The sequence below is a fragment of the Anaeromyxobacter oryzae genome, from assembly GCF_023169945.1.
Taxonomy (GTDB): Bacteria; Myxococcota; Myxococcia; order Myxococcales; family Anaeromyxobacteraceae; genus Anaeromyxobacter; species Anaeromyxobacter oryzae.
In genome coordinates this window covers 4,751,977-4,776,563 of sequence record NZ_AP025591.1, presented here as the reverse complement: position 1 = coordinate 4,776,563, position 24,587 = coordinate 4,751,977, and the positions used below count along the sequence as shown (strand labels likewise).

Genomic DNA, 24,587 nt, shown 5'->3' with positions numbered 1-24,587 from the left:
CACCCCGACGGCGGCGCCGGCGCGGCCGGCGCGTCCGATGGCGACCGAGGATCTTCGACGCACTCGTCGCGGTCCATGACAACGAACGCTCCGGGACCCGATACTCGTCGCGCGCGCACCAGGCGGGCTCATGCGCATCCTTCTCATCGACCACGACGAGCGGACGGCGATCGCGCTCGCGAAGCGGCTCGGGAAGGAGACGTATGCCGTGGACGTGATCGCCTGTGGTGACGACGCCGAGGAGCAGGCGGAGGTGGTCTCGTACGACGTGATCATCGTGCACGCCGCGCGGGGGCTGGAGCTGTGCCGGACCCTCCGGCTCCGCGGCGTCGCGGCGCCGATCCTGATGCTCACCGCCGGCAGCTCCGCCGCGGAGCGCGTGGCCTGCCTCGACGGCGGCGCGGACGATTGCGTGGTCGATACCGTGCCGGCCGAGGAGCTCCTGGCGCGCATCCGCGCGCTCCTGCGCCGAGGCCCCGGGGCACGGGTGGCGCCCGTCCTGCGGGTGCACGACCTCACGCTCGATGTCGCGTCGCGCGACGTCCGGAGAGGAGACCGGCCGGTCCGGCTCACGGCGAAGGAGCAGGCGATCCTCGAGTTCCTGATGCGCCACGAGGGCGAGGTGGTGACGCGCGTCGCGCTCGCCGAGCACGTGTGGGCCTCCGAGCACGACAACCTCACGAATCTCGTCGACGTCCACATGAGCAATCTCCGCAGGAAGATCGACGGCGGCGCCGCAGTCACGCTCCTCCGCACGGTGCGCGGCCTCGGGTACCGGCTCGGACCCGCGCCGGAGTGAGCGCGCGGGACCGCCGGCCCGGGCGCATCGACCCCGCGCGCTCCGGTGAGGCCCTTGCGGCCGGGGAACGTTGACGGTCGCCTCTCGCCGTGGTCAGCGGTCGGCGCTCGCGAGCCACTCGATCCCACGGATCCAGACGTCCACGCCGAGCTCGAACTGAGCGTCGGGGTCGTCCTCCACGAGGTGGTCCGCGAGCTGGACGAGCACCGGGAACTCCTCCGGCGGGAGCGCCCTGAAGTGCTTCCTCGCCTCCGCGAAAAGCTTCCGGCGCGAGCCCACCGCCGCGGCGGCCGTGGCGTAGCGCCCCTCGTCGGCCGCGAACTCCGTCACGAAGTTGTTGAGGTGGTGCGCGATGCGAGCGGCGTCCCGGCCGCTCAGGCCTGCTGACCTCAAGATGCCGAGCATCGTCTCGATGTGGCGGAGCCGCCGCGGGCCGAAGGGTGCGGTGATCGCGAGGAGCCGCGCCGCGTCGCGGTGGGACGCGAGCCCACGCCGGTAGTTGTGCGCCATCTCGGTGAGACGCGCCTTCCACGGCCCCTCCGCGCTCGGCGCCGGGATCCTTCCGCTGATCTCGTCCGCGAGCAGGATGAGGAGCTCGTCCTTGTCGCGCACGTGCCGGTACAGCGAGGCGGCCTTGACGCCGAGCCGCTCGCCGAGGCGCCGCATCGTGAGCTCGTCGAGCCCCACCTCGTCGAGGAGCCCGAGGGCGGCCTGGACGATCTGCGCCCGGTCGAGCGGCTGGCGCCGCGCAGGCCGCGTGTCTCGATACGGGACGAAGCTCACGCACCCCTCCGGGAGGCCGGATGGTAGCAGCGCACCCGGTTGACGCACAACCGCCGTCCGCACTAGGCTAACGCTGTTCGCATCACGCGAGCCACGTTAACATCGAGACGATCGGAGGAAGGCATGTCGACGCAGGCGAAGGCCTACAGGGGCGTGGCGATGGAGGGGTTCATCGCCGACTGGTATGCGCGGAACACGGCGCGCGACTTCCGGAGGTTCAGCGAGACGGCCCGCGCCGTCGCCGAGCGGGCGAAGCCCGGCGGCCGCGTGCTCGAGGTGGCGCCGGGCCCCGGGTACCTCGCGATCGAGCTCGCGCGGCGAGGCTACGAGGTCGTGGGCCTCGACATCAGCCGGTCGTTCGTGCGGATCGCGACGCGCAACGCGGCCTCGGCCGGCGTCGCCGCGAAGTTCGAGCACGGCGACGTCGCGCACATGCCCTTCCCCGACGCGTCCTTCGACTTCGTCGTGTGCACGGCCGCGTTCAAGAACTTCACCGACCCGGTGGGCGCGCTCGACGAGATCCATCGCGTCCTCCGACCGGGCGGCGGCGCGTCCATCGTCGACCTGCGGAAGGACGCGCCGCACGCCGCTATCGGGGAGGAGGTCGCGCGCATGGGCCTCTCCCCCTTGAACGCGGCGCTGACGCGATGGACGTTCCGCCTCCTGCTGCTCCCGCGCGCGTACACGCGGGAGTCGATCGTGGAGCTGGCGCGGCGGAGCCGGTTCGGCGGCTGCGAGCTCGGCGAGGAGGGGATCGGGTTCGACCTCCGGCTCGCGAAGGGAGCGTGACGCGCGGAGCGGTGGCCGCCCGGGCGGATGGCGGCCACCGCGCCATCGCGCCCGAGCGACCACCGCCAGGCGAGCCGGGGAACGCGGAGCGCCCCCTAGTACCCGGGATCCGGCTCCTCCGTGCCCGTCGGCCGCTCCGCGCGGAAGGCCGCCGCGTCGCGGCCGGGACGCGGGCGTTCCCGCGGGACCCCGGGCCCCGCCGGGGCGAGCGCGGGGCGGGCCTCCTCGCGCCCCTGCCGGCGGTGATCCCGGGCGATGAGCACGTAGATCGCGGGCAGGAAGTAGAGCGTGAACAGCGTGCCCACGGTCATGCCGGCGACCAGCACCAGGCCGATGCTGTTCCGCGCCTTGGCGCCCGGGCCGGTCACCAGGGTGAGCGGGAAGTGGCCGAAGACCGTCGCCACGCTCGTCATGAGGATGGGCCGGAGCCGCGTGGCCGCCGCGTGCCGGACCGCCTCGATCTTCTCCTGCCCCTCCTCCTGCAGCTTGTTCGCGAACTGGACGATCAGGATCCCGTTCTTCGCCACCAGCCCGACCAGCGTGACGAGCCCCACCTGCGAGTAGACGTTCAGCGTCGTCGTCCAGCCGTCGGTGAAGAACGGGATGGTCGGGTTCGGCATCTTCAGGAAGATCATGACCAGCGCGCCGAACATCGCGAGCGGCACCGAGCCGGCGAGGATCACGAACGGGTCCCGGAAGCTGTTGAACTGCGCCGCGAGCACCAGGAAGATCAGCACGACCGAGAGGAGGAACGCGGGCACGAACTTGTTCCCCTCCGTCCGGAGCTGGCGCGACTCGCCCGTGTAGTCGAGCACGTAGCCCTTCGGCAGGATCTTCCCGGCCTCGCCCTCGAGGTACGAGAGCGCCTGGTCGAGCGGGCGCATCGCCACGCCGCTGATCTTCACCGCGTTGAGCTGCTGGAACCGGTTGAGCGAGCGCGGCGTCACGGTGTCCTTGATCGTCGCGATCGAGTCGAGCGCCACGAGCTGGCCGCCGGGGCCGGTGACGTAGATGTCCTTGAGCTGCTCGGGGTTCAGGCGCTCGGAGCGCAGCAGCTGCGGGATGACCTTGTAGCTGCGGCCGCCGATGCTGAAGCGGTTCACGAAGTTCCCGCCCGTCGCCGCGGCGATGTCCTGGCCCACGGTCTGGAGGTTCAGGCCAAGCTCCGCCACCTTGTCGCGATCGAGCTCGATCTCCGACGAGGGCTGGTCCAGCTTCACGTCGATGAGCGGCGGGAAGGCGAACATGCCGCTGGCGACCGCCTTCTCCTGGATCTTCTTCGCGAAGTCGAGGACCTCGGACGTCTCCGCCGTCGACGCGATGATGAACTCCACGGGGAACTGGCCGCCGCCGGGGAGCGCGGGAGGCAGGATCGGGAAGGTCTGGATGCCGGGGATCGCGGCGACCCGGCGCTGCACCTCGGGCACGAGCTGGAAGGCCGAGCGCTTCCGCGCCTCCCAGGGCTTGAGGCCGACGCCCCAGAACCCGTTGTTCGGGAACGTGATCTGGAAGGTGAACTCCGACTCCGGGAGCGACATCACGGTCCGGTTCACCTCGCGCGTGAACGGGGTGATCTGGTCGAGCGTCGAGTTTGCGGGCGTGTTGACCACGCCGAAGATGACGCCCTGGTCCTCGGTGGGGGCGAGCTCCTTCGGCGCCTGCGTGAACATGAGGACGGCGAGGACGCTCACGGCGATCCACGCCACGTAGGTCGGACCGCGCGAGCGGAGCGAGCGCTCGAGCTGCCGGGAGTACGCCGCGCGGATCCGCTCGAACCCGTGGTTGATCCGCTGCGCGAGCCGCCCCTCCTCGCGCCGGAGCAGGTACGCCGACATGACCGGCGACAGCGTGAGCGCGACGATGCCGGAGATCGCGACCGCGCCGGCGAGGGTGAGCGCGAACTCGCGGAACAGCGACCCGGTGAGCCCGCCCTGGAAGGCGATGGGCGCGTACACCGCCGCGAGCGTGATCGTCATGGCGACGATGGGGCCGACCAGCTCGCGCACGCCCACGAGCGCCGCGACGACCGGTCTCATCCCGTCCCGCAGGTGGCGCTCGACGTTCTCCACCACGACGATGGCGTCGTCCACCACGAGGCCGACGGAGAGCACGATGGCGAGCAGGGTCAGGAGGTTCACCGTGAACCCGAAGACCTGCATGAGGAAGACCGCCCCGATGAGCGAGACCGGGATGGCGACGACCGGCACGAGCACCGAGCGGAAGGATCCGAGGAACAGGAAGATGACGACCACGACGATGAGGAGCGTCTCGCCGAGCGTCGTCTCGACCTCGGAGATGGCGTCCCGGATGTACTCGGTGGCGTCGTAGGCGACGCGGGCCTGGATCTGCTCGGGGATCTCCTTCTGCAGGGAGGCCATCTCGGTGCGGACGCGCTGGATGACGTCGAGCGAGTTCGCGTTCGGGAGGGCCCAGACGCCGATGAACACCGCCGTCTGCCCGCTGAAGTTCACGGCCGTGTCGTAGTCCTCGGCGCCGAGCACCACGTCGGCGATGTCGCCGAGCCGGACGACCGCGCCGTCCTTCTGGCGGATCACGAGCTGCTGGAACTCCTTCACGGAGCGCAGGTCGGTGTTCGCGGTGAGGTTCACCTGCACGAGCGAGCCCTTCGTCTCGCCCACCGCGGCGAGGTAGTTGTTCGCCGCGAGGGCCTGTCGCACCTGCGCCGGGCTCACGTTCAGGGACGCCATCCGGTCGGGCTTGAGCCAGATCCGCATCGCGAACGTCCGGGCGCCGAGGATGTCGGCGCGCTGCACGCCCGGGATGGCGGAGAGGCGGGGCTGGACCACGCGGACGAGGTAGTCGGTGATCTCGTTCTGCTTGAGGAAGTCGGAGGAGAAGCTCAGGTACGCGGAGGCGAACTGGCTGTCCGCGGACTCGATGGTGAGGACCGGGACCTCGGCGTCGGGCGGGAGATCGCCGCGCACCTGGTCGATCTTCGAGCCGATCTCCGCGAGCGCCTTGTTGGCGTCGTAGTTGAGGCGCAGCCGGGCCTTGATGGTCGAGACGCTCTGCTTGCTCTCGGACTCGATGTAGTCGATGCCGTCGGCGGAGGCGATCACGCGCTCGAGCGGCGTGGTGATGAACCCGCGGACGAGGTCCGCGCTCGCCCCCACGTACGTCGTCGTGACGGTGATCTCGGCGTTCTCGCTGCGCGGGTACTGGCGGGCGTTGAGGGTGCGGATCGCCTGCACCCCCGCGATGACGATGACGAGGTTGACGACGATGGCGATGACGGGGCGTCTGATGAAGAGATCGGTGAGCTTCATGGCGTCGTCCGGGTGATCACTGCTCCGTGGGGTTCGGGGCGAGCTGCGGCTTCGGCGCGAGCGCGTTGTCCACCTTCACCGGGGCGCCGTTGCGCAGCTTGAAGGCGCCGCTGCTCACCACGGCCTCTCCGGCCTTCAGCCCGGCCTCGACCGCGACCAGGTCGCCCCGGCGCTCTCCCGTCCGGACGAACTTCTGGTGCGCGACGGTGACGGTCCGCGTCCCCTCCTTCTTCTCCTCCACCGCGAACACCGAGTCGCCGTACGGCGCGAAGATCACCGCGGTCGCCGGGATGGTCAGGACCGGCCGCGCCTTCTCGGAGAGCACCTCGACGTTGGCGAACATCCCGGGACGGAGGCGCCCGTCGTCGTTCGGGAACGTGGCCCGGACGCGGACGTTGCGGGTGGCCGGGTCGACCTCGGGGTTCACGGTGGTGACCTCGCCGTCCCACGACGCGCCCTGGAACGCGTCGGTGTGCATCCGGACGCGCTGGCCCGGCTTCAGGTCCGCGAGCGCCTGCTGCGGCAGCCAGAAGTCGGCGTGGATCGGGGTCACCGCCTGCAGCGAGGCGATGGGCGTGCCGGGCGAGAGGATCTGCCCGAGCTCCACCTGCCGGATGGAGATGCGGCCGTCGAACGGGGCGCGGACGGTCTTCTTGGCGATCGTCGCCTCGAGGTTCGCGACGGCCGCGTTCGCCTGCTTGGCGCGCGCCTCGGCCGTGTCGAGATCCGCCTGCGCGTTCGCCTCCCCCTGCCGCAGCTTCCTCGTCCGCTGGAGGCTGAGGCTCGCGAGCGACGCGTCGGCCTTCGCTGCGGCGAGCTGCGCCTCCTCGGCGGAGGTGTCGAGCTTGACGAGCACGGCGCCGCGCTTCACGAAGCTCCCCGACTCGAACGTGATCTCGCGGACGAGCCCGGGGAGCTCCGCGCCGAGCGTCACCCCGCGCACCGCCACGATCGAGCCGATGGCGGCGCGCGTCGACTCCCACTGGGCGGCCTCGACCCGGGCGGAGGCGACGGCCTCCGGCGGCGGGACGAAGGACTCGCCTGCGCGCACCATCGTGACGATCTGGCCGGCCTTCACCCCGGCGAGGATTCCGACGACGACGACGAGTCCGACGATGACGACGACGAGCTGGGTCCTGTTGCGCTTCATTTACGCCCCCGACGGGAATCGGTGATCACGAGACACCTTGCTTGCGCCGGGCCACGGGCGATCCGCCACCGAATCGGCTCCCTCGGCGCCATTTCCGGCGGGGGGCGCCGCGTCCCGGTGAGCGGTTCGCTCAGGGCCTGAGCACCGCGCGCGCCGCCGCTCATGGCGCGGGGCTCGCGCGGGGCTCGAGGAGAAGATCCTTCCCGGACGCCACCCTGAGCTGCGCCCGCGCGTTCACGAGGTCGGCGTCGGCCTGGATCCGCGCGGCGTCGGCCTGGAAGGCGTCGCGCTGCGCCTGGAGGAGATCGAGCTGGGTCGCCGTCCCGGCCTGGTAGCGATCCAGCGCTAGCCTGGCCGCCCGGGCGCTCACCTCCGCCTGGACCCGCGCGGACCGGCTCCGCTCGATGCTCGTCCGGACCGTCTGCCAGGCGCGGTGGATGTCGTCGCGCGCCGCGAGGCGCGTGCGCTGCTCGCGGGCACGCGCCCCGTCGGCCGCGGCGTCCCGGGCCCGGATGTTCGCGAGCGACGTGAGGTCGAACGTCCAGGTGAGCCCGACGACCGCCTGCCAGTAGGTCTCCCGCCCGGTGAGCCCTGCGACGCTCGTCGTCCGCTCCGTCGCGCTGGCGGCCAGGCTCGGGAGCAGCGCGAGCCGCTGCGCCGTCGCCGCCTGCTCCGAGGCGATGCGGCCCTGGATCGCCGCGGCGATCGCCGGGAGCTGGTCGTCCGGCGCCTCGAAGCGCTCCAGCGGCGCCTCCTCGTGAAGGTCGTCGGTGAGCGGCGTCGCCCCGTCGAGGTCGGGCGCGATGCCGGTGAGCGACTGGAGCGCGCGCGCGACGAGCGACACGTCGAGCTCGGCGCTCGCGAGCTGCTGGACGTTGCGCTCGACCTCGGCCCTGGCACGGTCGACGTCGAGGAGCGTGGTGGTGCCGGCGTCGTGACGCTGCTCCGCGATCCGGAGGCTGCTCCGGGCGACGTCGAGCGCCTGGCGGGACGACACGACGAGCGCGGCGTTCGCCACGAGCTGGTAGTAGTCCTGCGCCACGAGCGCCTGGACCCGGAGGTCGGTCGAGGCCTCGAGGCTCGCGGACGCCCGCGCGCTGGTCCGGGCCGAGGCGATCCGCGCGAAGCTCGCGAGATCCACGAGCGGCACGTCGAGCGTCGCCGTCCCGTCGAGCAGATCCTTCGGCGTGATCGTCACGGCGCTCGGAGGAGCGCCCGCGGGGCCTGGCAACTGGAGCGTCGACTCGAACTGGTTCCGGGTGTAGGTCCCGCGCAGCGACAGGCCGGGCAGCGCGCGGCCCAGCGCGGCGTTCGCCTCGGCGCCGGCCTCCCTGCGCGCGGCTTGCGACTCCGCGACGTCGGGGCTGCTCTTCCGGGCTCCGCGCAGGAACGCGTCGAGCGGCTGGAGCGCGCTCGCCTGCGCCGCGACGGCGACGCCGCCGAGCGCGGCAATGGTCTTCCACTTCATGAGTCGCACCTCGTCCGTGAGCGGTGATGGAAGGGCCGTCAGAACTCGTACCCGACGGATGCGCTGATGCCCCACTGGGAGAAGTCCTTCGACCCCGGCCCCGCCGCGACCGCGAGGTCCTCGGAGAAGCTCGAGCGGTACGTGAACCGCGCGTCGAGGAGCAGGTTGCCGTAGCCGACGGTGAGCCCGCCGCCGAACGGGATCACGCCGATGTCGTCCGTGCTCTTCACGTCCGGCGCGGCGTTGCGGAGCGACAGATGGCTCCAGCCGATGCCGCCGAAGACGAAGGGCTCGACGAGCCAGCCGCGCACCGCGTACGGCACCTGCAGCCGGAGGACGCCCTCGGCGCCGCTCGACCCGAGGTCCGGGTCCGCCCCTGCGCCGCGCCGGAAGCTGCCGACGTACGCCACCTCGCCGCCGACGTAGGAGCGACTCCCGATCCCGAGCCGGAGGTCCCAGGCGCCCCCGACGCCGAAGCGGTCCTTGACCACGCTCCGGGTGAAGTCCGTCACCCCGCCGCCGACGAGGAGATACACGCTGGGCGGCGCGGGAAGCTGGTCCCCGACGTCGCCCGTGCTCCAGTCCCCCGCCCTCCCGATCTCCGGGGCGACGGCCATCAGCAGCCCTGCCACGAGTCCGATGCTCCGCGTTGCAGCATGCATCTCCGCGTTCCTTCCCCGGCCGGCGCCGGTGTCCGTGTGCCGCCGGCGACCGCCGGCGCGGGGAAGGGTGTTGCAGCCATCGGGCCACGAGGTGGGATCGCCGAGTCCGCAGCGCAGGCGCGAGTCTTCCTTCGACGAGGAGCGCGTGACGGACGCCCGGAGCCGCGGCGCCCGGCGCAGATCGCTCAACGTTTGAGAGAGCAGGCGCGGAAGACGCCCTTCACGGAGAGCGCCGCCACCGCGCCGGGCGAGCGGGCAGACGCGGGCGGACGGACGCGAGCGGATCCGTCGCCGGCGGAGGGACGGAGGCTCTAGCGTGCGTCGCCCGCGCCGAAGTCGGCCGCGATCTCGTAGCGGCGCAGACGCTCGGTGAGCGTGTTGCGGCTGATCCCGAGCCGCCGCGCCGCCTCCGACTGATTCCCGCCGACCGCGGTCATCGTCCTCGCGATGACGCTGCGCTCGAGCGCGTCGAGCTGCTCCCGGAGCGTGTGGCTGGCCGCGTCCGCGCCGTCCGGCGGCGGTCCGGGCTCGTCCCGCACCGGCCCCGGATCCCCGCGCGCCGCGGCGTCCGGGGAGGTCGCGTCGGCCGGCCTGCCGTCGAAGGACTCCGGGCCGAGCTCGCCGCCTCCGCTCAGGGCGACCATCCGCGCGACCACGTTCTCGAGCTGGCGCACGTTGCCGGGCCAGTCCGCGGCCGCGAGGCGCTCGACGAGGGCGGGCGCGAGCCGGACCTCCTCGGATCCGAACCGGTCCGCATAGCGCAGGGCGAACTCGTGCGCCAGCGCGGGGATGTCCTCCCTCCGGTCGCGCAGCGGCGGGACGAGCAGCTCGACGACCGCCAGCCGGTAATAGAGGTCCTCGCGGAAGCGGCCCGCGCGCACCTCGCTCGCGAGATCGCGGTTCGTGCACGCGACGATCCGGACGTCGACGCGCTCCACGCGCCCCGAGCCGACGGGCTGGATCTCCCCGTCCTGGAGCGCGCGCAGGAGCTTCGCCTGGACGGACAGCGGCAGCTCCCCGACCTCGTCGAGGACGAGCGTGCCGTGGTTCGCCTCCGCGAAGAACCCTGGGCGGGCCTGCGTGGCGCCGGTGAACGCGCCGCGCGTGTGCCCGAAGAGCTCCGCCTCGGCGAGCTCCGCGGGGATCGCGCCGCAGTTGAAGCGGACGAGCGGCCCGCTCGCGCGCGGGCTCTGCGCGTGCAGGAGGGAGCCGATGAGCTCCTTCCCCGTCCCGGTCTCGCCGCGCACGAGTACCGTGATCTCCTTCGCCGCGACGCGGGCGGTCGCGTCGAGGAGGGTCCGCATCGCGGCCGAGTCGCACACGACGCGACGCCCGATCGCGTGCTCGGCCGTGAGCTGGCGATTGCGCTGGCGTAGCAGCCGCGCCTCGACCGCGCGCCCCAGCGCGACGAGCATCTCGTCGACGTCGAACGGCTTCGTCACGTACTCGTACGCACCTGCCTTGATGGCGCGGACGGCGAGGCGCTCCGAGCCGTGCGCGGTGAGGAGGATCACCGGCAGGCTGGCGTCCCGCTCGTGGACCGCGCGCAGCAGCTCCATGCCGTCCATCTCGGGCATGGAGAAGTCGGTCACCACCGCGTCCACCCGCTCGACGAGGTCGAGGGCCTCGGCGCCGGAGCGCGCGACGAGCGGCTCCCACCCCCGGCCCTGGACCAGCTCCTTCAGGGCGGCGCGGACGGAGGGCTCGTCATCGACGACCAGCACACGCGCCATCGCGGCCCTCCCTGGCCACGCGCGGGAGCGTGACCTCCACCCGGGTCCCCTTGCCCGGCTCGCTCTCGTACCGCAGCGATCCGCCGTGCTGCGCGATCACCGAGCGCGCGAGGACGACGCCGAGGCCGGTGCCGTCGTCGCGCGTCGTGAAGAACGGCGTGCCGATGCGCCCCAGGACCTCGGGAGGCATCCCGCGCCCCGTGTCGCGGACGACGAGCTCCGCCCCCTCCGCCGCCGCGCGCACCTCGACGAAGACCTCGCCACCCGGAGGCGTCGCCTCGATGGCGTTCGCGACCAGGTTGAGGAGCGCCTCCCTCAGGCGGCGTGGGTCCGCCTCGACCATCGCATCGCCGTCGGCGTAGAGCCGGACGCGGGCGTCGTTCGCCCGGGCGGAGAGGACCTCGAGCGTGTCGGACACGAGCGGGCCGAGGTCGACCCGCCGCGGCTCGACCCCCTGCAGCGGCCGGGTGAACGACAGGTAGTTCTGGAGGATCTCCTGCATGCGGGAGACCTCGCGCTCGACGACCTCCAGCCGGTCGTGCGAGGCCCCCTCGGCGGGGTTCCGCAGCCCGAGCTGCACGAGCGCCTTCACGCCGGTGAGCGGGTTCTTGAGCTCGTGCGCCACCTTCGACCCGATCTGCTCCAGCGTCTGCGCGCGGGCGAGCGCCTCCGAGGCGAGCTCGCTCCGCGCGCGCTCGAGCTCCTCGAGCTTCTTGCGGCGCGTCGCGTGCACGGGAACGAGCAGCGCGCCCACGCCGAGGACGCTCACCGCCGCGAGCAGCGCGTGCACCGGGCGAGGCGACCCCACCCCGGTCCAGGATCGGGGCAGCACCGCGAGCACGCACACCCCGAGGGCCGTCGCCGCGAGGAGCCAGCGGGTCTCGCCGCGATCGCCGACGATCGTCACCGCGGCGAGGTACGCGACGAGGAAGGTGACGAGCAGCGGGCTTCCGACTCCCCCCGTGGCGGCGATGGCGAGGCCCGTCGTGACGAAGAACGTCGAGCTGGCGCGGAGCACCGCGCCCCTCGCGGCGCGCTCGGGATCCGCATTGACGCAGTGCTTGAGACCTGGCCTCCGCCACGCGAAGAAGCCGACCTGCTGCCCCGCCGCGGCGAGCGCGAGGATCGCGATCCGCCACGCGGACGTGCCGGTGGTCGCCAGCACGGCTGCGACGAGCAGGTAGTAGCCGACCGGAAGCAGGTCCTCACGGTGGGGCCAGCGCGGGGCGACGCTCCGGTCCGACGGCGCCGCCATTCCGGCGGGCAGGGCGCCGGTCGCGTGCTGCACGAGCGTCTGCGCGACCATGGTGGGTCGAGGCATCGCAAGATCCGGGCCGTCCGCCAGCAGCCGCTCCATGCCCCGGCTTTTAATGCGTTCCGCGCCGCGCGCCCGCTGGCGACCCCGACGAGGTCGCGCAGCGCTCGCGCAGATCGCTCACCCCGGACGCTCATCGGCTGGTGAAGGCGGGCCCGACCCGCTATCAACCACCCCCAGCTTCGGGAGTCGAGCGATGCTGGTGGAGTCCCTGGAGGAGCTGAGAGAACGCGTGCGCCGGTTCCGGGCGGCCCGGAACGCCGGGCGGAACGTGCCCGCGGCGGCGCGCCGGCCATGCACGATGGTCGCGCGGCTGTCGCTGCTCTCGAAGGTCGGCGCGCTCGCCGGCATCCTCGATTACGAGGAGGCGCTCGCCGCCGTCGCCCGGCTCTCCATCCCGGAGTTCGCCGACTGGTGCATCGTCGATGGCCTGGAGGACCACGAGGTCCGCCGGATGGAGGTCGCCCACCGGGATCCCGCCAAGGCCGCCCTGGCGGAGGCGCTGCGGCGGTACCCCCTCGATCACGCCGCGCGCCGCCGGCTGCCCGCGGCGCGCGCGCTGGAGTCGAGGCGCCCCGTCCTCCTGCCCGACTACACCGACGAGATGCTGCGCGAGCAGACGGACGGCGAATACCTCGAGCTCGCCCTCGGGCTCGGCGTGTGCTCGGTGCTCGTCGTCCCCGTGACCCTCTCGACGTCGCTCGCCACCATGACCTTCATCGCGACCTCCGAGTCCGGCCGGAGGTACGGTCCGGAGGACGTCGCGCTCGCGGAGGAGCTCGTCAGGCGCGCGTCGCAGATCGTCGACACCGCCCGGGTGCACCGGCAGCTCCGGGAGACCGAGGAGCGGTTCCGGGTCGCGCTCGCCCACTCCAACGTGACGCTGTTCGAGCAGGACCGGGAGCTCCGCTACCGCTGGATCTACAACCCGCCGCTCGGGTTCGCGCCGGAGGACGTGGTCGGTCACCGGAACGCCGAGCTCGTGTTGCACGCGGACGCCGCCCGGCTGGAGGCGATGGACCGCGAGGTCCTGCGGACCGGCGAGCCCTTGCAGCGAGAGGTGCAGATCTCCGTGCCCGGCAGTGAGCCCCACCACCTGCTGGTGACGCAGGAGCCGCTGCGCGACCCCTCCGGCGCGATCGTCGGGCTCACCGGCGCCGCCACCGACATCACCGACCTGAAGCGCGTCCAGGAGCAGCTCGCGCGCGCGCTCGTCTTCCGGGAGCAGGTGATCGGGATCCTCGGCCACGATCTGCGGAACCCGCTGAGCGCCGTACGCGCCCTGGCGTCGCTCCTGCAGCGGCGCGAGGGCCTCCCGGCGGACGTGCGGGAGAGCCTCGCCGAGATCGGCAACGCGGGCCAGCGCATGCTCGAGATGATCGGCACGCTCCTCGACTTCACGGAGAGCCGCTTCAAGGGGAGCGTGCCCATCGCTCCGGTCGCGACGGACCTCCACGAGGTGTGCCGGCGCACCGTCGGCGAGCTGGAGGCGGCGCAGCCGGGCCGTACCGTCGAGCTCGAGCTGAGGGGTGACGGGCGCGGCACCTGGGACCCCGCGCGGCTGGCGCAGGTCGTCTCCAACCTCGTGGGGAACGCGCTCAAGCACGGGGCGCGGCAGGGGATCGTCCGCGTCTCGGTGGACGCGGACGGCGACGACGACGTGGTCCTCGAGGTGGCCAACGGGGGCCCGGCGATCTCCCCGGAGCTCATGGCCGTCCTCTTCGAGCCCTTCCATCGGGGCCCCGCGCCCGGCGACGCCAGCCACGCGCGCGGCCTGGGCCTGGGGCTCTACATCGTCCGCGAGATCGTCGGCGCGCACGGCGGCACGGTCTCCGTGGCCTCCTCCGACGAGGACGGGACGACGTTCACGGTGCGGCTGCCGCGCGCGTGCCGCGCGCACGACGTGGCGACCCGCGGCGCCGAGCTGGACCAGAGCGCCGCCGCGGGGGCCTGACGGCGCCGCGCCTGGCCAGAGCGCCGCGCAGTGACCGAGCGGCGCGGCCCGCCGGGGTCTTGCGCCGCCCGTTCTCCGCCGCGATGTACGACGAGTGTCCCCGAGGACGCTCCTCGTCGTGCTCGCGTGTGCGCTCCCGTCCGCCGCCTTTCCAGCGGTCTGGGTGGACGTGGAGGGCGGCGCGGTGTGGCAGAGCCGCAACGATGTCCAGATCCCGAAGGACGGCGGGACGCGCTTCTCGCTGGTTGACCTCGGCAGCGGCCCCGGCGCCGCCTGGCGGGTCCAGGCGGGCGTCGCGCTCGGCCGCCACGAGCTGCGGGCGCTCGCGGCGCCGCTCACGCTCGCGGTGGACGGCTCCTTCGACGATCCGGTGTCGTTCCAGGGGCAGACCTTCGCTGCGGGCGTCCACACCGACGCTTGGTACCGGTTCGACTCGTACCGGCTCACCTACCGGTACGCGGTGGTCGAGCGCCCTGCCCTCACCGTGAAGGTGGGCCTCACGGGCAAGCTCCGCGACGCCTCCATCCGTCTCCGGCAGCCCGGCGTGGAGGCGGTCCGCTCGAACGTCGGCTTCGTCCCCCTGCTGCACCTGAACCTCGAGTGGCGCTTCGCCGGCCCCTTCGCGCTGCTCCTCGACGCGGACGCGCTCGCGGCGCCGCAGGGCCGCGCCGAGGACGTCGGGCTCTTCCTCGCGTGGCGCGTGACGCCGGCGCTGCTCCTCAGGGCCGGCTACCGCACCTTGGAGGGCGGCTCCTCCGGCGGCGGGGTCTACAACTTCGCCTGGCTCCACTACGGGATGGCGGGGACCACGGTCAGCTTCTGACACGGGCCGCCATTCACGGGCCGCGCCTCCGCCGCGGCGCCGCGAGATCGAGCTCCGGGTAGTGGCGGAAGATGCCGGACTCGTTGAACGGGATGCGGCGCTCGGAGGCGAGGTAGGCCGCGATCCGCGGCAGCGCCGCCACGCGATCGTGGAGCGCGCCGAGCCGAGGGACGGCGCGCTCGCGCCGCGCCATCGCGCGCGGGAACGCGTACCGCAGCCCCGCGACGACCTGGAAGGTGGAGAGGTCCACGTAGCTCATCCCCCGTCCGACGAGCCAGCGTCCCCGGCCGGCGGGATTCGAGTCGAGCGCGCCGTCGAGGTACCCGAGGAACATCGGGATGCGCTCGCGCACGAACTCGCCGGCGCGCCGCGCGGCCTCCTGCTTCTGGTCCTCGTAGTAGAGCGAGACCGCGATCGGATGGTGCGTGTCGTGGACCTCGGCCACGAGGTCCGCGATCGTGAGCTGGATCTGGTGCGCGCGGAGCCGGCTCGCCTCGTCCCTCGGCACCACCCCGAGCCGCGGCGCGACCCACTGGAGGATCGCGGCGGTCTGGGCGACCAGCACCTTGCCGTACCGGAGCGCCGGCGGGCCCAGCGGGGTGAGCCACGGGCCGGGCTCCTCGAGGAGCCGCGCGACCGCCCCGGCGCCGCCTCCCCGCGCGGCGGGCAGCCGCCCGACGTCGACGTACGGCACGCCCGCCGCCTCGAACGCGAGGCGGACGAACTCGCCGCGGCCCTGGAGCCCGGGCCAGTAGAAGAGCTCGTACTGCGGCGCGGAACGTCTCGGCATGGAGCCTCCCGTCATCACCACGACCGCCGACGGAGGATGTAGTCGAGGCCGCCGACCCGGTACCAGCGGTACGCGTACGGGTCGAGCTCGATCTCGTGGTGCCCCTTCCGCGCCGAGCTGTGGTCCGCCGTGAACAGGCTGACCAGCCGGTCGTCCCCGACGTCGCGCGCGCGGAGCCGGACGCTCGCCGGCTTCCCCGAGAGGTTGTGCAGCACGAGCATGGCGTTGTTCCGCCAATCGTACCGGAGCGCCAGCACCTCCGGCTGCGTGGGGAGGACGGTGAAGTCGCCCCAGGCGATCTCCGGGCACTCCTTGCGCATCCGGATGATCCGCTCGGTCCAGTTGAGGAGCGACTCGGGATCGCGGCGCTGGTCCGCCGCGTTCACCCGCTGGAACTGGAACGGGCCCTCGGCGATCACCGGCAGCGCCGTCCGCGCCGCGCGCGAGAACCCGGCGTTCGGGAGGGTCGACCACTGCATCGGCGTCCGCGCGCAGTTGCGCTCCGGCAGCCGCAGATCGTCGCCCATCCCCAGCTCGTCGCCGTAGCGGATGACGGGCGTCCCTGGCAGCGTGAACAGGAGGCTGTAGGCGAGCTCGAGGCGGCGGCGATCCCCGCTCAGCATCGGCGCGAGCCGCCGCCGGATGCCGCGCTCGTAGAGCTGCATGTCCGGATCGGGGGCGAACTCCCGGAAGACCCTCTCGCGCTGCTCCGGCTTCAGCCGCCCGAGATCCAGCTCGTCGTGGTTGCGCAGGAAGACGCCCCACTGCGCCGTCCCGGGCCGGTCCCGCGTCGCCTCGAGCGCCTTCACGAGCGGCCGGGTGTCGCTCGCCGCGAGCGCGTAGAACAGGTGCTGGTTGACCTGGAAGTTGAACATCATGTGCATCCGGTCGCCGTCGTCGCCGAAGTACTCGAGATCCGTCCGCGGCAGCACGTTCGCCTCGGCGAGCAGGATCGCGTCGCGCGAGCGCCACTGCAGGAACTCGCGGAGGTCGCGGAGCATCCCGTACTGCTCGACCGGCTTCACGCCGGCCCCCTTCGTCGCGATGACGAACGGCACCGCGTCCACGCGGAACCCCGACACGCCGAGCTCGAGCCAGAACCCGACGATCTTCCGGATCTCCTCCTGCACCTCCGGGTTGGCGGTGTCGAGGTCGGGCTGGAAGTCGTAGAAGCGGTGGAAGTAGTACGCCCGGGCCCGCTCGTCCCAGGTCCACGTCGTCTTCTGCACCCCGGGGAAGACGACACCCTCGTCCGCGCGCGGCGGCTTCCTCCTCGACCAGACGTACCAGCTCCGGAACGGCGACGACGCGCTCCGGCGCGCGTCCTGGAACCAGGGGTGCTGGTCGGACGTGTGGTTCACCACGAGGTCGATGATGACGCGCAGGCCGCGCTGCTCGGCGGCGTGGGTGAACGCGACGAAGTCCCCGAGGCTCCCGTAGCGGGGGTCCACGGTGTAGTGGTCCGACACGTCGTAGCCGTCGTCGCGGTTCGGCGAGCGCTGGAACGGCATGAGCCACAGGCACGTGATGCCCAGGCCCGCGAGGTAGTCGAGCCGGCGCATCAGCCCCTGGAAGTCGCCGATGCCGTCGCCGTTCGTGTCCATGAACGTGCCGACGTGCAGGCAGTAAATGACGGCGTTCTTGTACCAGAGGTCGTGGATCACCTCGTCGTGCTGCGCGAGCCGCGGGACATGCGCTCATTCCGGACGGGTGCGCCCGGCGCCTCTCCCCGGCCTTCCCCGCCGACGCCCCAACTGGCCGTGTCGGGACGGCGTCGCCACGCCGTCGAACCTCCATGGATCACCCTCGCCTCGCCGCCCTGCTGATCGCGCTCGTGCTCGCCTGCGGAGGCGGTCGCTCCGACTCCTCCGTGCCCCCCCCAGGCGGGAGCGGCGCGGGGGCGGGCTCGGGTGGCGGCGACTCCGGGTCGGGTGGCGGCAGCACGACCGCCGCGTCCTGCTCCACGACGCTCCTCGCGGTCGACGACGCCTTCACCTTCTCGGAGCGGTGCGACCGGGATGGCCGGGTCACCTCGCGGAGCTGCACCCTCCAAACGGACGGGTCGGCGTGGAGCTGCACCTGCCAGACCGCGACCGGCAGCACGTCCACCTGCAGCGCACCCGCGCAGAGCGGCGTCGTCACGGCGCCCGCCGAGTGCTGCCCCGGTTGACGGGAGCAGTGCCCTCAGTGGAGCGTCGCGCCGCGCTCCTCGGCCGGCTGCGGCGGCCGAGGGGCGCCCGGCTCGACGGCGGCGTCGCCCTCCGGCACCGTCGCCCGGAGCGCCTCCGGCCGCACGCCGCCTGCGTACACCGCCACCGCGCACGGCGCGTCCGCGAGCACCCGGTCGGCCGTGGCGCCGAAGTACGCGCGCCGGCCCACGGACCGCGGCGTCGCGCCGAGGACGATCAGGTCCGCGCCCTCGTCCGACGCCAGCTCGACGATGACGCGCGCCGGATACCGCGACGTCACGAGGCGCGTCCGGGCGTCGACGCCGTCCCGCCGCGCGCGGTCCGCGAGCTCGTCGAGCATCCGCGCACCGAGCTGCCGGAGCTCGGCGCGCCCGGATCCGTCCGGTACGGCGTCCGGATCGAGCACGTGGAGGAGGTGCAGTCGCGCCCCCGCCTCGCGCGCGTACAGGAACGCGAGCTCGGCCGCCGCCCGCGACGGCGCGGTGCCGCTCACGGGGACGACGACGCGCCGGAACCGCCCGGTGCCGGCGCCCGTGCGCACCAGCACGACGTCGGACCGGCCGGACGCCAGCAGCGTCCGGAGGAGCCGATGGGAGAGCGCGCCGGGTCGGCTCACGCCGAGGAAGACGAGGTCGTACCCGCGAGCCACCTCGGCCTTCACCGCCTCCTCCACGGAGGCCGCCTCGACGACGTTGCCGTGGAAGTCCGGCAGCTCGAACTCGCGAGCGACGTCCTGCCCTCTCGCCGTGACCTCCGCCTCGTCGGCGTCGGGGCGCCCCTTGCGTCCCACCGCACCGAGGTGCGCGGGCGTCGACACCGACAGCCCGACCAGCGTCGCGCCCGGCAGGCGCGCCAGCGGCGCCGCCAGCCGGAGCGCCTGGATCGCGTGCGGCTCCCCGGAGGTGGGTACGAGGATCTTGGTTCCCCGGCGCCGGATCAGCGCACGCTCCTCGGCGGCCTCGTCCTCGAGGCGCCGCGCCTCGTCGCCGCCGAGCGGGAGACCGCGCAGCGCGAGGCGCAGGAGCGGCGGCGTGATGACGCTCGTGACGATCGGGATCAGGATGATGAGGGCGTACATGGGCGCCCCGAGCACGCCGAGGTCCATGCCGATGCGCGCGACGACCAGCTCGGTCGAGCCGCGCGCGGAGAGCCCGATGCCCACCGCCGTCGCCTCGCGGAGGTGCATTCCCCCGAGCCGCGCCCCGAGCCCGGCACCCACGACCTTGCCGACGATCGCGCCGCCGAGGACGAGGGCGGTGACGGGCCAGCCCGGCAGCGACAGCGCCTGCACCTTCAGGCCCGAGTAGGCGAAGAAGACCGGCGCGAACACCCCCAGCACCATGCTGTCGATGGCCTCGAGCGTCGCCTCCTTCACGCGCGGCGATTCGCCGACGATGAGCCCGGCCACGAACGCGCCGAAGATCGCGTGGATCCCGAGCGCCTGCGTGAGGGCGCTGCACGCGAGCGTCAGGACGAGCACCGCGGTGATCGTGCCGTGCTCGAGCCGGCCCTCGCGCTCGAGCCAGCGGACCACCCGGCCCGCGATCGGGCGGAGCACGAGCAGCGCGACGAGCCCGAACCCGAGCGTCGCCGCGAGCGTCACCCCGACGCTGGCGGCGCCGAACCGGCCGGTGGTCGCGACCCGCACCACCACCGCCAGCACGACCCAGCCGACGGTGTCGTCGAGGATCGACGCGCCGAGGATCACGAACCCCACGTCGCGCCGCATGAGGTTCAGGTCGATGAGGATCTTGGCGATCACCTTCACCGCGGAGATCGACATGGCGGTGCCGAGGAACGCCGTGAACAGGGGGCGGCCGCCGCGGCCCACCAGGTCGGCGGGGACGATGAGGCCGATCGCGATGCCGACCGCGAACGGCACCGCGATCCCGCAGGCGGTGGCGAGGAGCGCCGGGCCCTTGAGCGTGCGCCACCGGGAGAGATCCGTCTCGATCCCGGTGCGCAGCATGAGGAGGATCATCCCGATCCAGCTCAGCAGCTCGAGCAGACCGGCCTGCTGCGGATCGTCCGGGAAGAGGGCCGCCTGGAAGCCGGGGAGCAGGCGGCCGAGGATCGGCGGGCCGAGCAGCACGCCAGCGATCACCTCGCCCATCACCGAGGGCTGGCCGAGCCGCCGCGCCAGCGCACCCAGCAGGCGCGCGGCGCCGAGCAGCACCGTGAACTGGAGGAGGAAGACGAGGAGCTGGTGCTCGCCGAGACCGTGCATGGCTCGCGCGGCCGGCCGCGCTCTACCGAAGGTGTTCATCCGGGCATCTGGGCGGCGGCCCTCGCGCCGGGCGGGCGCCGCCCCGGGCGGTCCGCCCGGGGGCGCCCCCTTCCGAGCCGGCAGCGCGCGGGAGAACGTCGGGTACGAGTCTCGGGTCCCCGCGACCCATCCCCGGGGGTCCGGCCGGTGGAGCGATGTCCACGCGCATCGTCGTCATCGACGACAACGAAGACGCCGCCGCGACGCTCCGCGACCTGCTCGCGCTGCGCGGCCACGACGTGCGGATCGCGACGGACGGCGCCCGCGGCGTGGAGACGGTCCTGGCGTTCCATCCGGACGTCGTCGTGTGCGACGTGGGGCTGCCCGGGATGAGCGGCCACGACATCGCGCGGCATCTCCGCGCCGCGGGCGTCGGGGCGCGCCTCATCGCGCTCACCGGGTACGGCGCCGAGGAGGACGTGGCGCGATCGCGCGAGGCGGGCTTCGACGCCCACGTCACGAAGCCCGCGAACGTGGACGAGCTCTTCGCGCTGCTCCGTGACGAGGGGACGGCATGACGCGACCGCGGTGCGCCGCCTTCCTCGCCATGAGCCTCGACGGGTTCATCGCGCGCCCGGACGGCCGCGTCGACTGGCTCGACCCCTACCCCGCTCCGCCGGAGGAGTACGGCGCGTTCTTCGCCGGCGTGGACACGGTGCTCGTCGGCCGCGAGACGTACGACCTCGTCGCCACCTTCCCGGAGTGGCCCTACGAAGGGAAGCGCGTCGTCGTCCTCACCCATCGTCCGCCGGCGCCGCGCCACGGGGAGTCCTTCACCGCCGGCGAGCCGGCGGAGGTGCTGGCCCGCCTCGCGGCCACCGGCAGCCGCAGCCTCTACGTCGACGGCGGCGCGGTCGTCTCGCAGTTCCTCGCGGCGGACCTCGTCGACGAGCTCACGGTGACCATCGTCCCGCTCGTCCTGGGCGCCGGCCGGCGCCTGTTCCAGGGCGCGCTCCCGGAGCGGCGGTTCTCGCTCGTGGACAGCCGCGCGCTCCCCTCCGGGCTCGTGCGGATCACGTACCGGACAGCCGGCAGGTGAGAGGCCGCCGCCGCTCTCGCGACGAGCGGCCGTCAGGCGCCATGAAGCTCCCGCTCGGCGGCCGCCTTGAGCGGCGCGACGACGTACCGGCGCATCCTGCCGAGCACGAGCGGCCTCACGAAGGGAGCGATCAGCCGCCAGGGCCACTTGAGGCGCACCGCAGCGGTGAGCGTGTACCGCATCCCACCGGCCTCCGGGACGAACTCGTTCGTGAAGGTCGCGTCGAAACGTCGCTTCGACTCCGCGAGCTCGATGCGCGTCGGGGAGACGTCACGCAGCACGTTCAGGACCTTCCCCTCGACGTGATCGACCTCGACGACGGTCGCGTCGCCCTCCCGGCGCACGACGCGCGCGCCGTGGATCGTGGCCGGGAAGACGCGCGCCCAGCCCCCCGGGTCCTCGTAGAGGGCGCGAACGCGATCGGCGGGCGCGTTCACGTGCTCGGTGACGACGGCGTAGATCATGCCTAAAGGCGCGCGTGGTCACGCCCCTCCGTGCTGGCCCTGCGCGGCCTTCGGGTCCATCCACAGCACGGCCCAGTGGTGGCCGTCGGGATCGTAGAAGCTCCGCTCGTACATGAAGCCGTGGTCGATCGGCTCCATCGCCTGTTGCCCGCCGGCCTCGAGCGCCGTGCGGACCAGCCCGTCGACCTCGCCGCGGCTCTCGCAGGAGAGCGCGACGAGCCCCTCGTTCTGCCGCGTGGTGTCGCACAGCTCGCGCTTCGTGAACGTCCGGTAGAACCTCTCATGGATCAGCATGACGTACCCGACGTCGCTCACGACCATGCAGGCCGCCTTCTCGTCGGTGAACCTCGGGTTGAACGAGAACCCGAGCTTCCCGAAGAATGCCTTCGAGCGGTCGAGATCGCTGACGGGCAGGTTCACGAACATCATCCGGCTGGCCATGACGGACTCCTCTCGTGTCGGTTCGATCCCAGGACGGCGCGGGACCGCGGAACTCATCGGCGCGGCCCCGCCGGGCCGTCAGGCGAGCTCGGGCGGGAGCCCGAACCGCGGGAAGAGGGTCGCCGTGTCGAGGAAGTGGTTCATGGCCACGATGCGGTCGCCGGACAGCTCCAGGACCACCAGCGACCACGGCCGGTGCGGCTCGCCCGGGGCGCCGGGCCGGTACTGCCCGAACGCGGGCAGGCCGTTCGCCGCGGTGGGCACGAGGCGCGAGCCGCGGCAGCCGATGCCGCGCCCGAGGAACCAGGCCTTGATCGCCGCGGGCCCCCGCAGCCAGAGCGTGTACGGCGGCATCGAGAGCGTCGCGTCCTCGCGCATCAGGGCGGCGAGCGCGTCCACGTCGTAACGCTCGAAGGCGTCGACGTAGCGCGCGAGCAAGGTCGCCTGCGCCGGCGTGAGACCGACGACGGCGCCCTCCGGCGGCGCGCTCTCCGCGAGCGTCGCGCGGGCGCGCTGCAGGGCGCTGTTCACCGCCGCGACGGTGGTCTCGAGCGCGCTCGCGATCTCCGAGGCCGGCCACCCCAGCACCTCGGCGAGCAGGAGCGCCGCCCGCTGGCGGGGCGGCAGGCGCTGGAGCGCCGCGACGAACGCGAGGCGGATGCTCTGGCGGAGCGCGGCGCGCTCGGCGGGATCGCCGTCCGCCGGCAGCGCGTGAACGTCGGGGATGGGCTCGAGCCAGTGGGTGCGCGGCCGCTCGACGAGGTCGTCGTGGATGGTGCCGGCCGGCCCCATCGCGACCGGTCGCTCCCGGCGCGCCCGGTCGGCGAGCGCGTCGAGGCAGACGTGGGTAGCGATCCGGTAGAGCCAGGTGCGGAGCGAGGCGCGGCCGTCGAACCCCTCGAGCGCCCGCCACGCCCGGACCAGCGTCTCCTGCACGGCGTCGTCCGCCTCGGCCGCCGACCCGAGCATCCGGTAGCAGTGGCCGACGAGCGCCTCCCGGTGCACCTCGAGCTGCTCCGCGGTCATCATGGGTACATAGACGGCGCGGCGGCCGGCGCATCATCGGCCCCCGGGAGGGTGAGGTCGCGGCCTCAGGATTCGTCACGTCTCGAACCGCCGCGCGGAGGCCCGGCGCGACGCGAGGCACGCCGGGGGCGCTCGTCCGTCGAGGAGCGGCGGGGGCGCCGTTTCTCGCAGGGCCTCGTCCGCGTCCGGGAGCGACCTACTTCAGCCGGTGTCGGCCGGGAGCGAGGCCTTGCCCGGAGCGTATCTATCCATCCAGTCGTCCCCGAACACCCTCCGCGCCGAGATGATGTTGTGCGACCTGCAGGCGATCCGGACGTTCTCGACGGTCGACGCTCCGCCGAGCGCGACCGGCTCGATGTGATCGAACTCCAGCTGGTGGGTGGAGCCGCAGATCTCGCCGGAGGGCAGCCGAAACTGGCAGCGGCCGCCGTCCCGCTCCCACACGGCCCGCTTCACGTGCGCCGGGATGTGATCGGCCTTCGCCGGCGGCGGGGTCTTCCGCGGCTTCGAGACGAGGCCCTTTCGTTTCGCGGCCTTCTCGAGGAGGAGGTCGAGGCCTGCCTCGAGAAGCTCCTCCTCCATCGCCCCCGGACGCGTGTGGGCGAGCGCATCCTTCGCCGCCTGGAGCTTCCGGAGGAAGCGATCGGAGACGGTGACGTGGAACCGGCGCAGGTCCGCGGTGAGGGGAACGACCTCCGCGGGCCTCCGCGTGTGGGCAGAAGTGTCTACTTCACGGTCAGTGAGTTCGCTTGACGAACCGGGCGTGCATTTCCCCGCCGCCGGCCCGGCGGCCCCGACCTCGAGCGCAAGGGTGGGGCGTGCGAAGGCGGGGCCGGCGGCGACCTCGGAGGGCGCGGACCGCACCGGAGAGACGATGGTCCGGGTCGGCGGCGCGGGTTGCGGCTGGAGCTCCGCCACGACCTCCATCGCCTCTCGCCGGGAGCGGCCGAAGAACCGGGGCAGCACGGTCTCCCAGTTCTGCGCGGTGACCACCCGGGCGGCCTCGACGATGGAGGTCAGGCACAACCGACCCTCGCCGAGCGCCCCGCCCACTGCGGGCACCTCTTGGATCAGCTCCGCGGCGACCTTGCGGTACTGGGCCGCCGCCTTGGAGAGCCGCAGCTCGCGGTGGAGGTACGCGAACAGCGAGGCGTGCCCGAGCGTCATCCACGCCCGGCGCCGATCGAAGTCGGCGAGGGCGACGAGGAACGCGCCGAGGGCGGAGTGCTCGCGGCGGAGGAGGGAGGCGAGGTTCTCGGATAGGGCGCGTGCGGTGTCCATGAAGAACACTCTCTCATGCGTTTTCGAGGCCTCCTGGAACGCGCGGAACGGCCCGCTGACGCGCGAACGCGGAGGGGCGCCGCGCGGAACCCTCGGCCATTTCCAGCGCAGCACGCTGGCGAGCCAGCGCTCCAGCAGCGCCGTTCTCGCGTGAGCCCGAGCGCGAGCGCTGGTTTTCGCCCGCCCTGCGTCAAGCGCAGAGTGAAGTTCCCGTTGGGTGCGGCAGGGATTCATCCGCGCTGCGCCGGCGGCCGTGCGGATTGTAGTTCACTGATAGTGGTTCATCTGGCGAACTGCCGCTCGCCGGCCCACGGCTCGGCACACACGG

The 24,587-nt window shown here is 73.0% G+C and carries 21 protein-coding genes; 6 read left to right on the top strand and 15 right to left on the bottom strand.

From position 1 onward, the window contains the following. The first annotated feature begins 130 nt into the window (after nucleotides 1–130). On the top strand, nucleotides 131–799 hold the full coding sequence (locus tag AMOR_RS20925; protein WP_248353728.1) for a response regulator transcription factor: 669 nt from the start codon (nucleotides 131–133) through the stop codon (nucleotides 797–799). Between the two features lie 93 nt (nucleotides 800–892). Here the strand turns inward: AMOR_RS20925 and AMOR_RS20920 are convergent, their stop codons facing one another. Then, nucleotides 893–1,582: a TetR/AcrR family transcriptional regulator C-terminal domain-containing protein gene (locus AMOR_RS20920; RefSeq protein ID WP_248353727.1), complete on the bottom strand. Its 690-nt coding sequence runs from the start codon at nucleotides 1,580–1,582 to the stop codon at nucleotides 893–895. 123 nt (nucleotides 1,583–1,705) lie between these two features. On the opposite strand from AMOR_RS20920, the gene AMOR_RS20915 reads away from it, so the two are divergent. Continuing rightward, a complete protein-coding gene (locus AMOR_RS20915; protein WP_248353726.1) occupies nucleotides 1,706–2,371 on the top strand; it encodes a class I SAM-dependent methyltransferase in 666 nt (221 codons plus the stop codon). A 95-nt stretch (nucleotides 2,372–2,466) separates the two neighbouring features. Here AMOR_RS20915 and AMOR_RS20910 read toward each other — a convergent pair whose 3' ends face one another. From AMOR_RS20910 to AMOR_RS20885, 6 genes are all read right to left on the bottom strand, one after another. Continuing rightward, the gene (locus AMOR_RS20910) at nucleotides 2,467–5,658 is read right to left on the bottom strand and encodes an efflux RND transporter permease subunit (protein WP_248353725.1); all 3,192 of its coding nucleotides are present in this window, start codon (nucleotides 5,656–5,658) and stop codon (nucleotides 2,467–2,469) included. A gap of 16 nt (nucleotides 5,659–5,674) precedes the next feature. Beyond that, nucleotides 5,675–6,808, bottom strand: coding sequence for an efflux RND transporter periplasmic adaptor subunit (locus tag AMOR_RS20905; RefSeq protein WP_248353724.1), 1,134 nt, complete (start codon nucleotides 6,806–6,808; stop codon nucleotides 5,675–5,677). A gap of 160 nt (nucleotides 6,809–6,968) precedes the next feature. Further along, complete coding sequence (locus AMOR_RS20900; protein WP_248353723.1) at nucleotides 6,969–8,276, bottom strand: TolC family protein; 1,308 nt, start codon at nucleotides 8,274–8,276, stop codon at nucleotides 6,969–6,971. A gap of 38 nt (nucleotides 8,277–8,314) precedes the next feature. Continuing rightward, nucleotides 8,315–8,908 carry a hypothetical protein gene (locus AMOR_RS20895; RefSeq protein ID WP_248353722.1) on the bottom strand — a complete coding sequence of 198 codons (594 nt, stop codon included), beginning with the start codon at nucleotides 8,906–8,908 and terminating at the stop codon, nucleotides 8,315–8,317. 341 nt (nucleotides 8,909–9,249) lie between these two features. Beyond that, nucleotides 9,250–10,671, bottom strand: coding sequence for a sigma-54-dependent transcriptional regulator (locus AMOR_RS20890; RefSeq protein ID WP_248353721.1), 1,422 nt, complete (start codon nucleotides 10,669–10,671; stop codon nucleotides 9,250–9,252). Continuing rightward, nucleotides 10,646–11,992 (bottom strand): two-component system sensor histidine kinase NtrB, encoded by a 1,347-nt coding sequence (locus tag AMOR_RS20885; protein ID WP_248353720.1) that lies wholly within the window; start codon nucleotides 11,990–11,992, stop codon nucleotides 10,646–10,648. The genes AMOR_RS20890 and AMOR_RS20885 overlap by 26 nt, the downstream gene beginning before the upstream one ends. Before the next feature lie 190 nt (nucleotides 11,993–12,182). On the opposite strand from AMOR_RS20885, the gene AMOR_RS20880 reads away from it, so the two are divergent. Both AMOR_RS20880 and AMOR_RS20875 read left to right on the top strand, forming a co-directional pair. Further along, a complete protein-coding gene (locus AMOR_RS20880; protein ID WP_248353718.1) occupies nucleotides 12,183–13,940 on the top strand; it encodes a sensor histidine kinase in 1,758 nt (585 codons plus the stop codon). Between the two features lie 94 nt (nucleotides 13,941–14,034). Further along, nucleotides 14,035–14,763 (top strand): hypothetical protein, encoded by a 729-nt coding sequence (locus AMOR_RS20875; protein ID WP_248353716.1) that lies wholly within the window; start codon nucleotides 14,035–14,037, stop codon nucleotides 14,761–14,763. A gap of 13 nt (nucleotides 14,764–14,776) precedes the next feature. On the opposite strand, the gene AMOR_RS20870 is transcribed toward AMOR_RS20875, so the two are convergent. The 4 genes from AMOR_RS20870 to AMOR_RS20855 all read right to left on the bottom strand — a co-directional run bounded on the left by AMOR_RS20870 (nucleotide 14,777) and on the right by AMOR_RS20855 (nucleotide 19,969). Further along, nucleotides 14,777–15,553, bottom strand: coding sequence for a glutathione S-transferase (locus AMOR_RS20870; RefSeq protein WP_248353714.1), 777 nt, complete (start codon nucleotides 15,551–15,553; stop codon nucleotides 14,777–14,779). A 14-nt stretch (nucleotides 15,554–15,567) separates the two neighbouring features. Continuing rightward, nucleotides 15,568–17,217: an alpha-amylase family protein gene (locus tag AMOR_RS20865; protein ID WP_248353712.1), complete on the bottom strand. Its 1,650-nt coding sequence runs from the start codon at nucleotides 17,215–17,217 to the stop codon at nucleotides 15,568–15,570. A 136-nt stretch (nucleotides 17,218–17,353) separates the two neighbouring features. After that, nucleotides 17,354–17,695 (bottom strand): hypothetical protein, encoded by a 342-nt coding sequence (locus AMOR_RS20860; protein ID WP_248353711.1) that lies wholly within the window; start codon nucleotides 17,693–17,695, stop codon nucleotides 17,354–17,356. Nucleotides 17,696–17,737: 42 nt separating this feature from the next. Further along, a complete protein-coding gene (locus AMOR_RS20855) occupies nucleotides 17,738–19,969 on the bottom strand; it encodes a cation:proton antiporter domain-containing protein (protein ID WP_248353710.1) in 2,232 nt (743 codons plus the stop codon). Nucleotides 19,970–20,163: 194 nt separating this feature from the next. On the opposite strand from AMOR_RS20855, the gene AMOR_RS20850 reads away from it, so the two are divergent. Continuing rightward, nucleotides 20,164–20,526, top strand: coding sequence for a response regulator (locus AMOR_RS20850; protein WP_248353709.1), 363 nt, complete (start codon nucleotides 20,164–20,166; stop codon nucleotides 20,524–20,526). Next, nucleotides 20,523–21,047: a dihydrofolate reductase family protein gene (locus AMOR_RS20845; RefSeq protein WP_248353708.1), complete on the top strand. Its 525-nt coding sequence runs from the start codon at nucleotides 20,523–20,525 to the stop codon at nucleotides 21,045–21,047. The genes AMOR_RS20850 and AMOR_RS20845 overlap by 4 nt, the downstream gene beginning before the upstream one ends. 32 nt (nucleotides 21,048–21,079) lie before the next feature. Here the strand turns inward: AMOR_RS20845 and AMOR_RS20840 are convergent, their stop codons facing one another. The 4 genes from AMOR_RS20840 to AMOR_RS20825 all read right to left on the bottom strand — a co-directional run bounded on the left by AMOR_RS20840 (nucleotide 21,080) and on the right by AMOR_RS20825 (nucleotide 24,259). Beyond that, complete coding sequence (locus AMOR_RS20840) at nucleotides 21,080–21,511, bottom strand: SRPBCC family protein (protein WP_248353707.1); 432 nt, start codon at nucleotides 21,509–21,511, stop codon at nucleotides 21,080–21,082. An 18-nt stretch (nucleotides 21,512–21,529) separates the two neighbouring features. Continuing rightward, nucleotides 21,530–21,952, bottom strand: a complete 423-nt coding sequence (locus AMOR_RS20835; RefSeq protein ID WP_248353706.1) for a VOC family protein — start codon at nucleotides 21,950–21,952, stop codon at nucleotides 21,530–21,532. 78 nt (nucleotides 21,953–22,030) lie between these two features. Next, nucleotides 22,031–22,981 (bottom strand): sigma-70 family RNA polymerase sigma factor, encoded by a 951-nt coding sequence (locus AMOR_RS20830; protein WP_248353704.1) that lies wholly within the window; start codon nucleotides 22,979–22,981, stop codon nucleotides 22,031–22,033. Nucleotides 22,982–23,179: 198 nt separating this feature from the next. Beyond that, complete coding sequence (locus AMOR_RS20825; protein ID WP_248353702.1) at nucleotides 23,180–24,259, bottom strand: HNH endonuclease; 1,080 nt, start codon at nucleotides 24,257–24,259, stop codon at nucleotides 23,180–23,182. Between the last annotated feature and the right edge of the window lie 328 nt (nucleotides 24,260–24,587).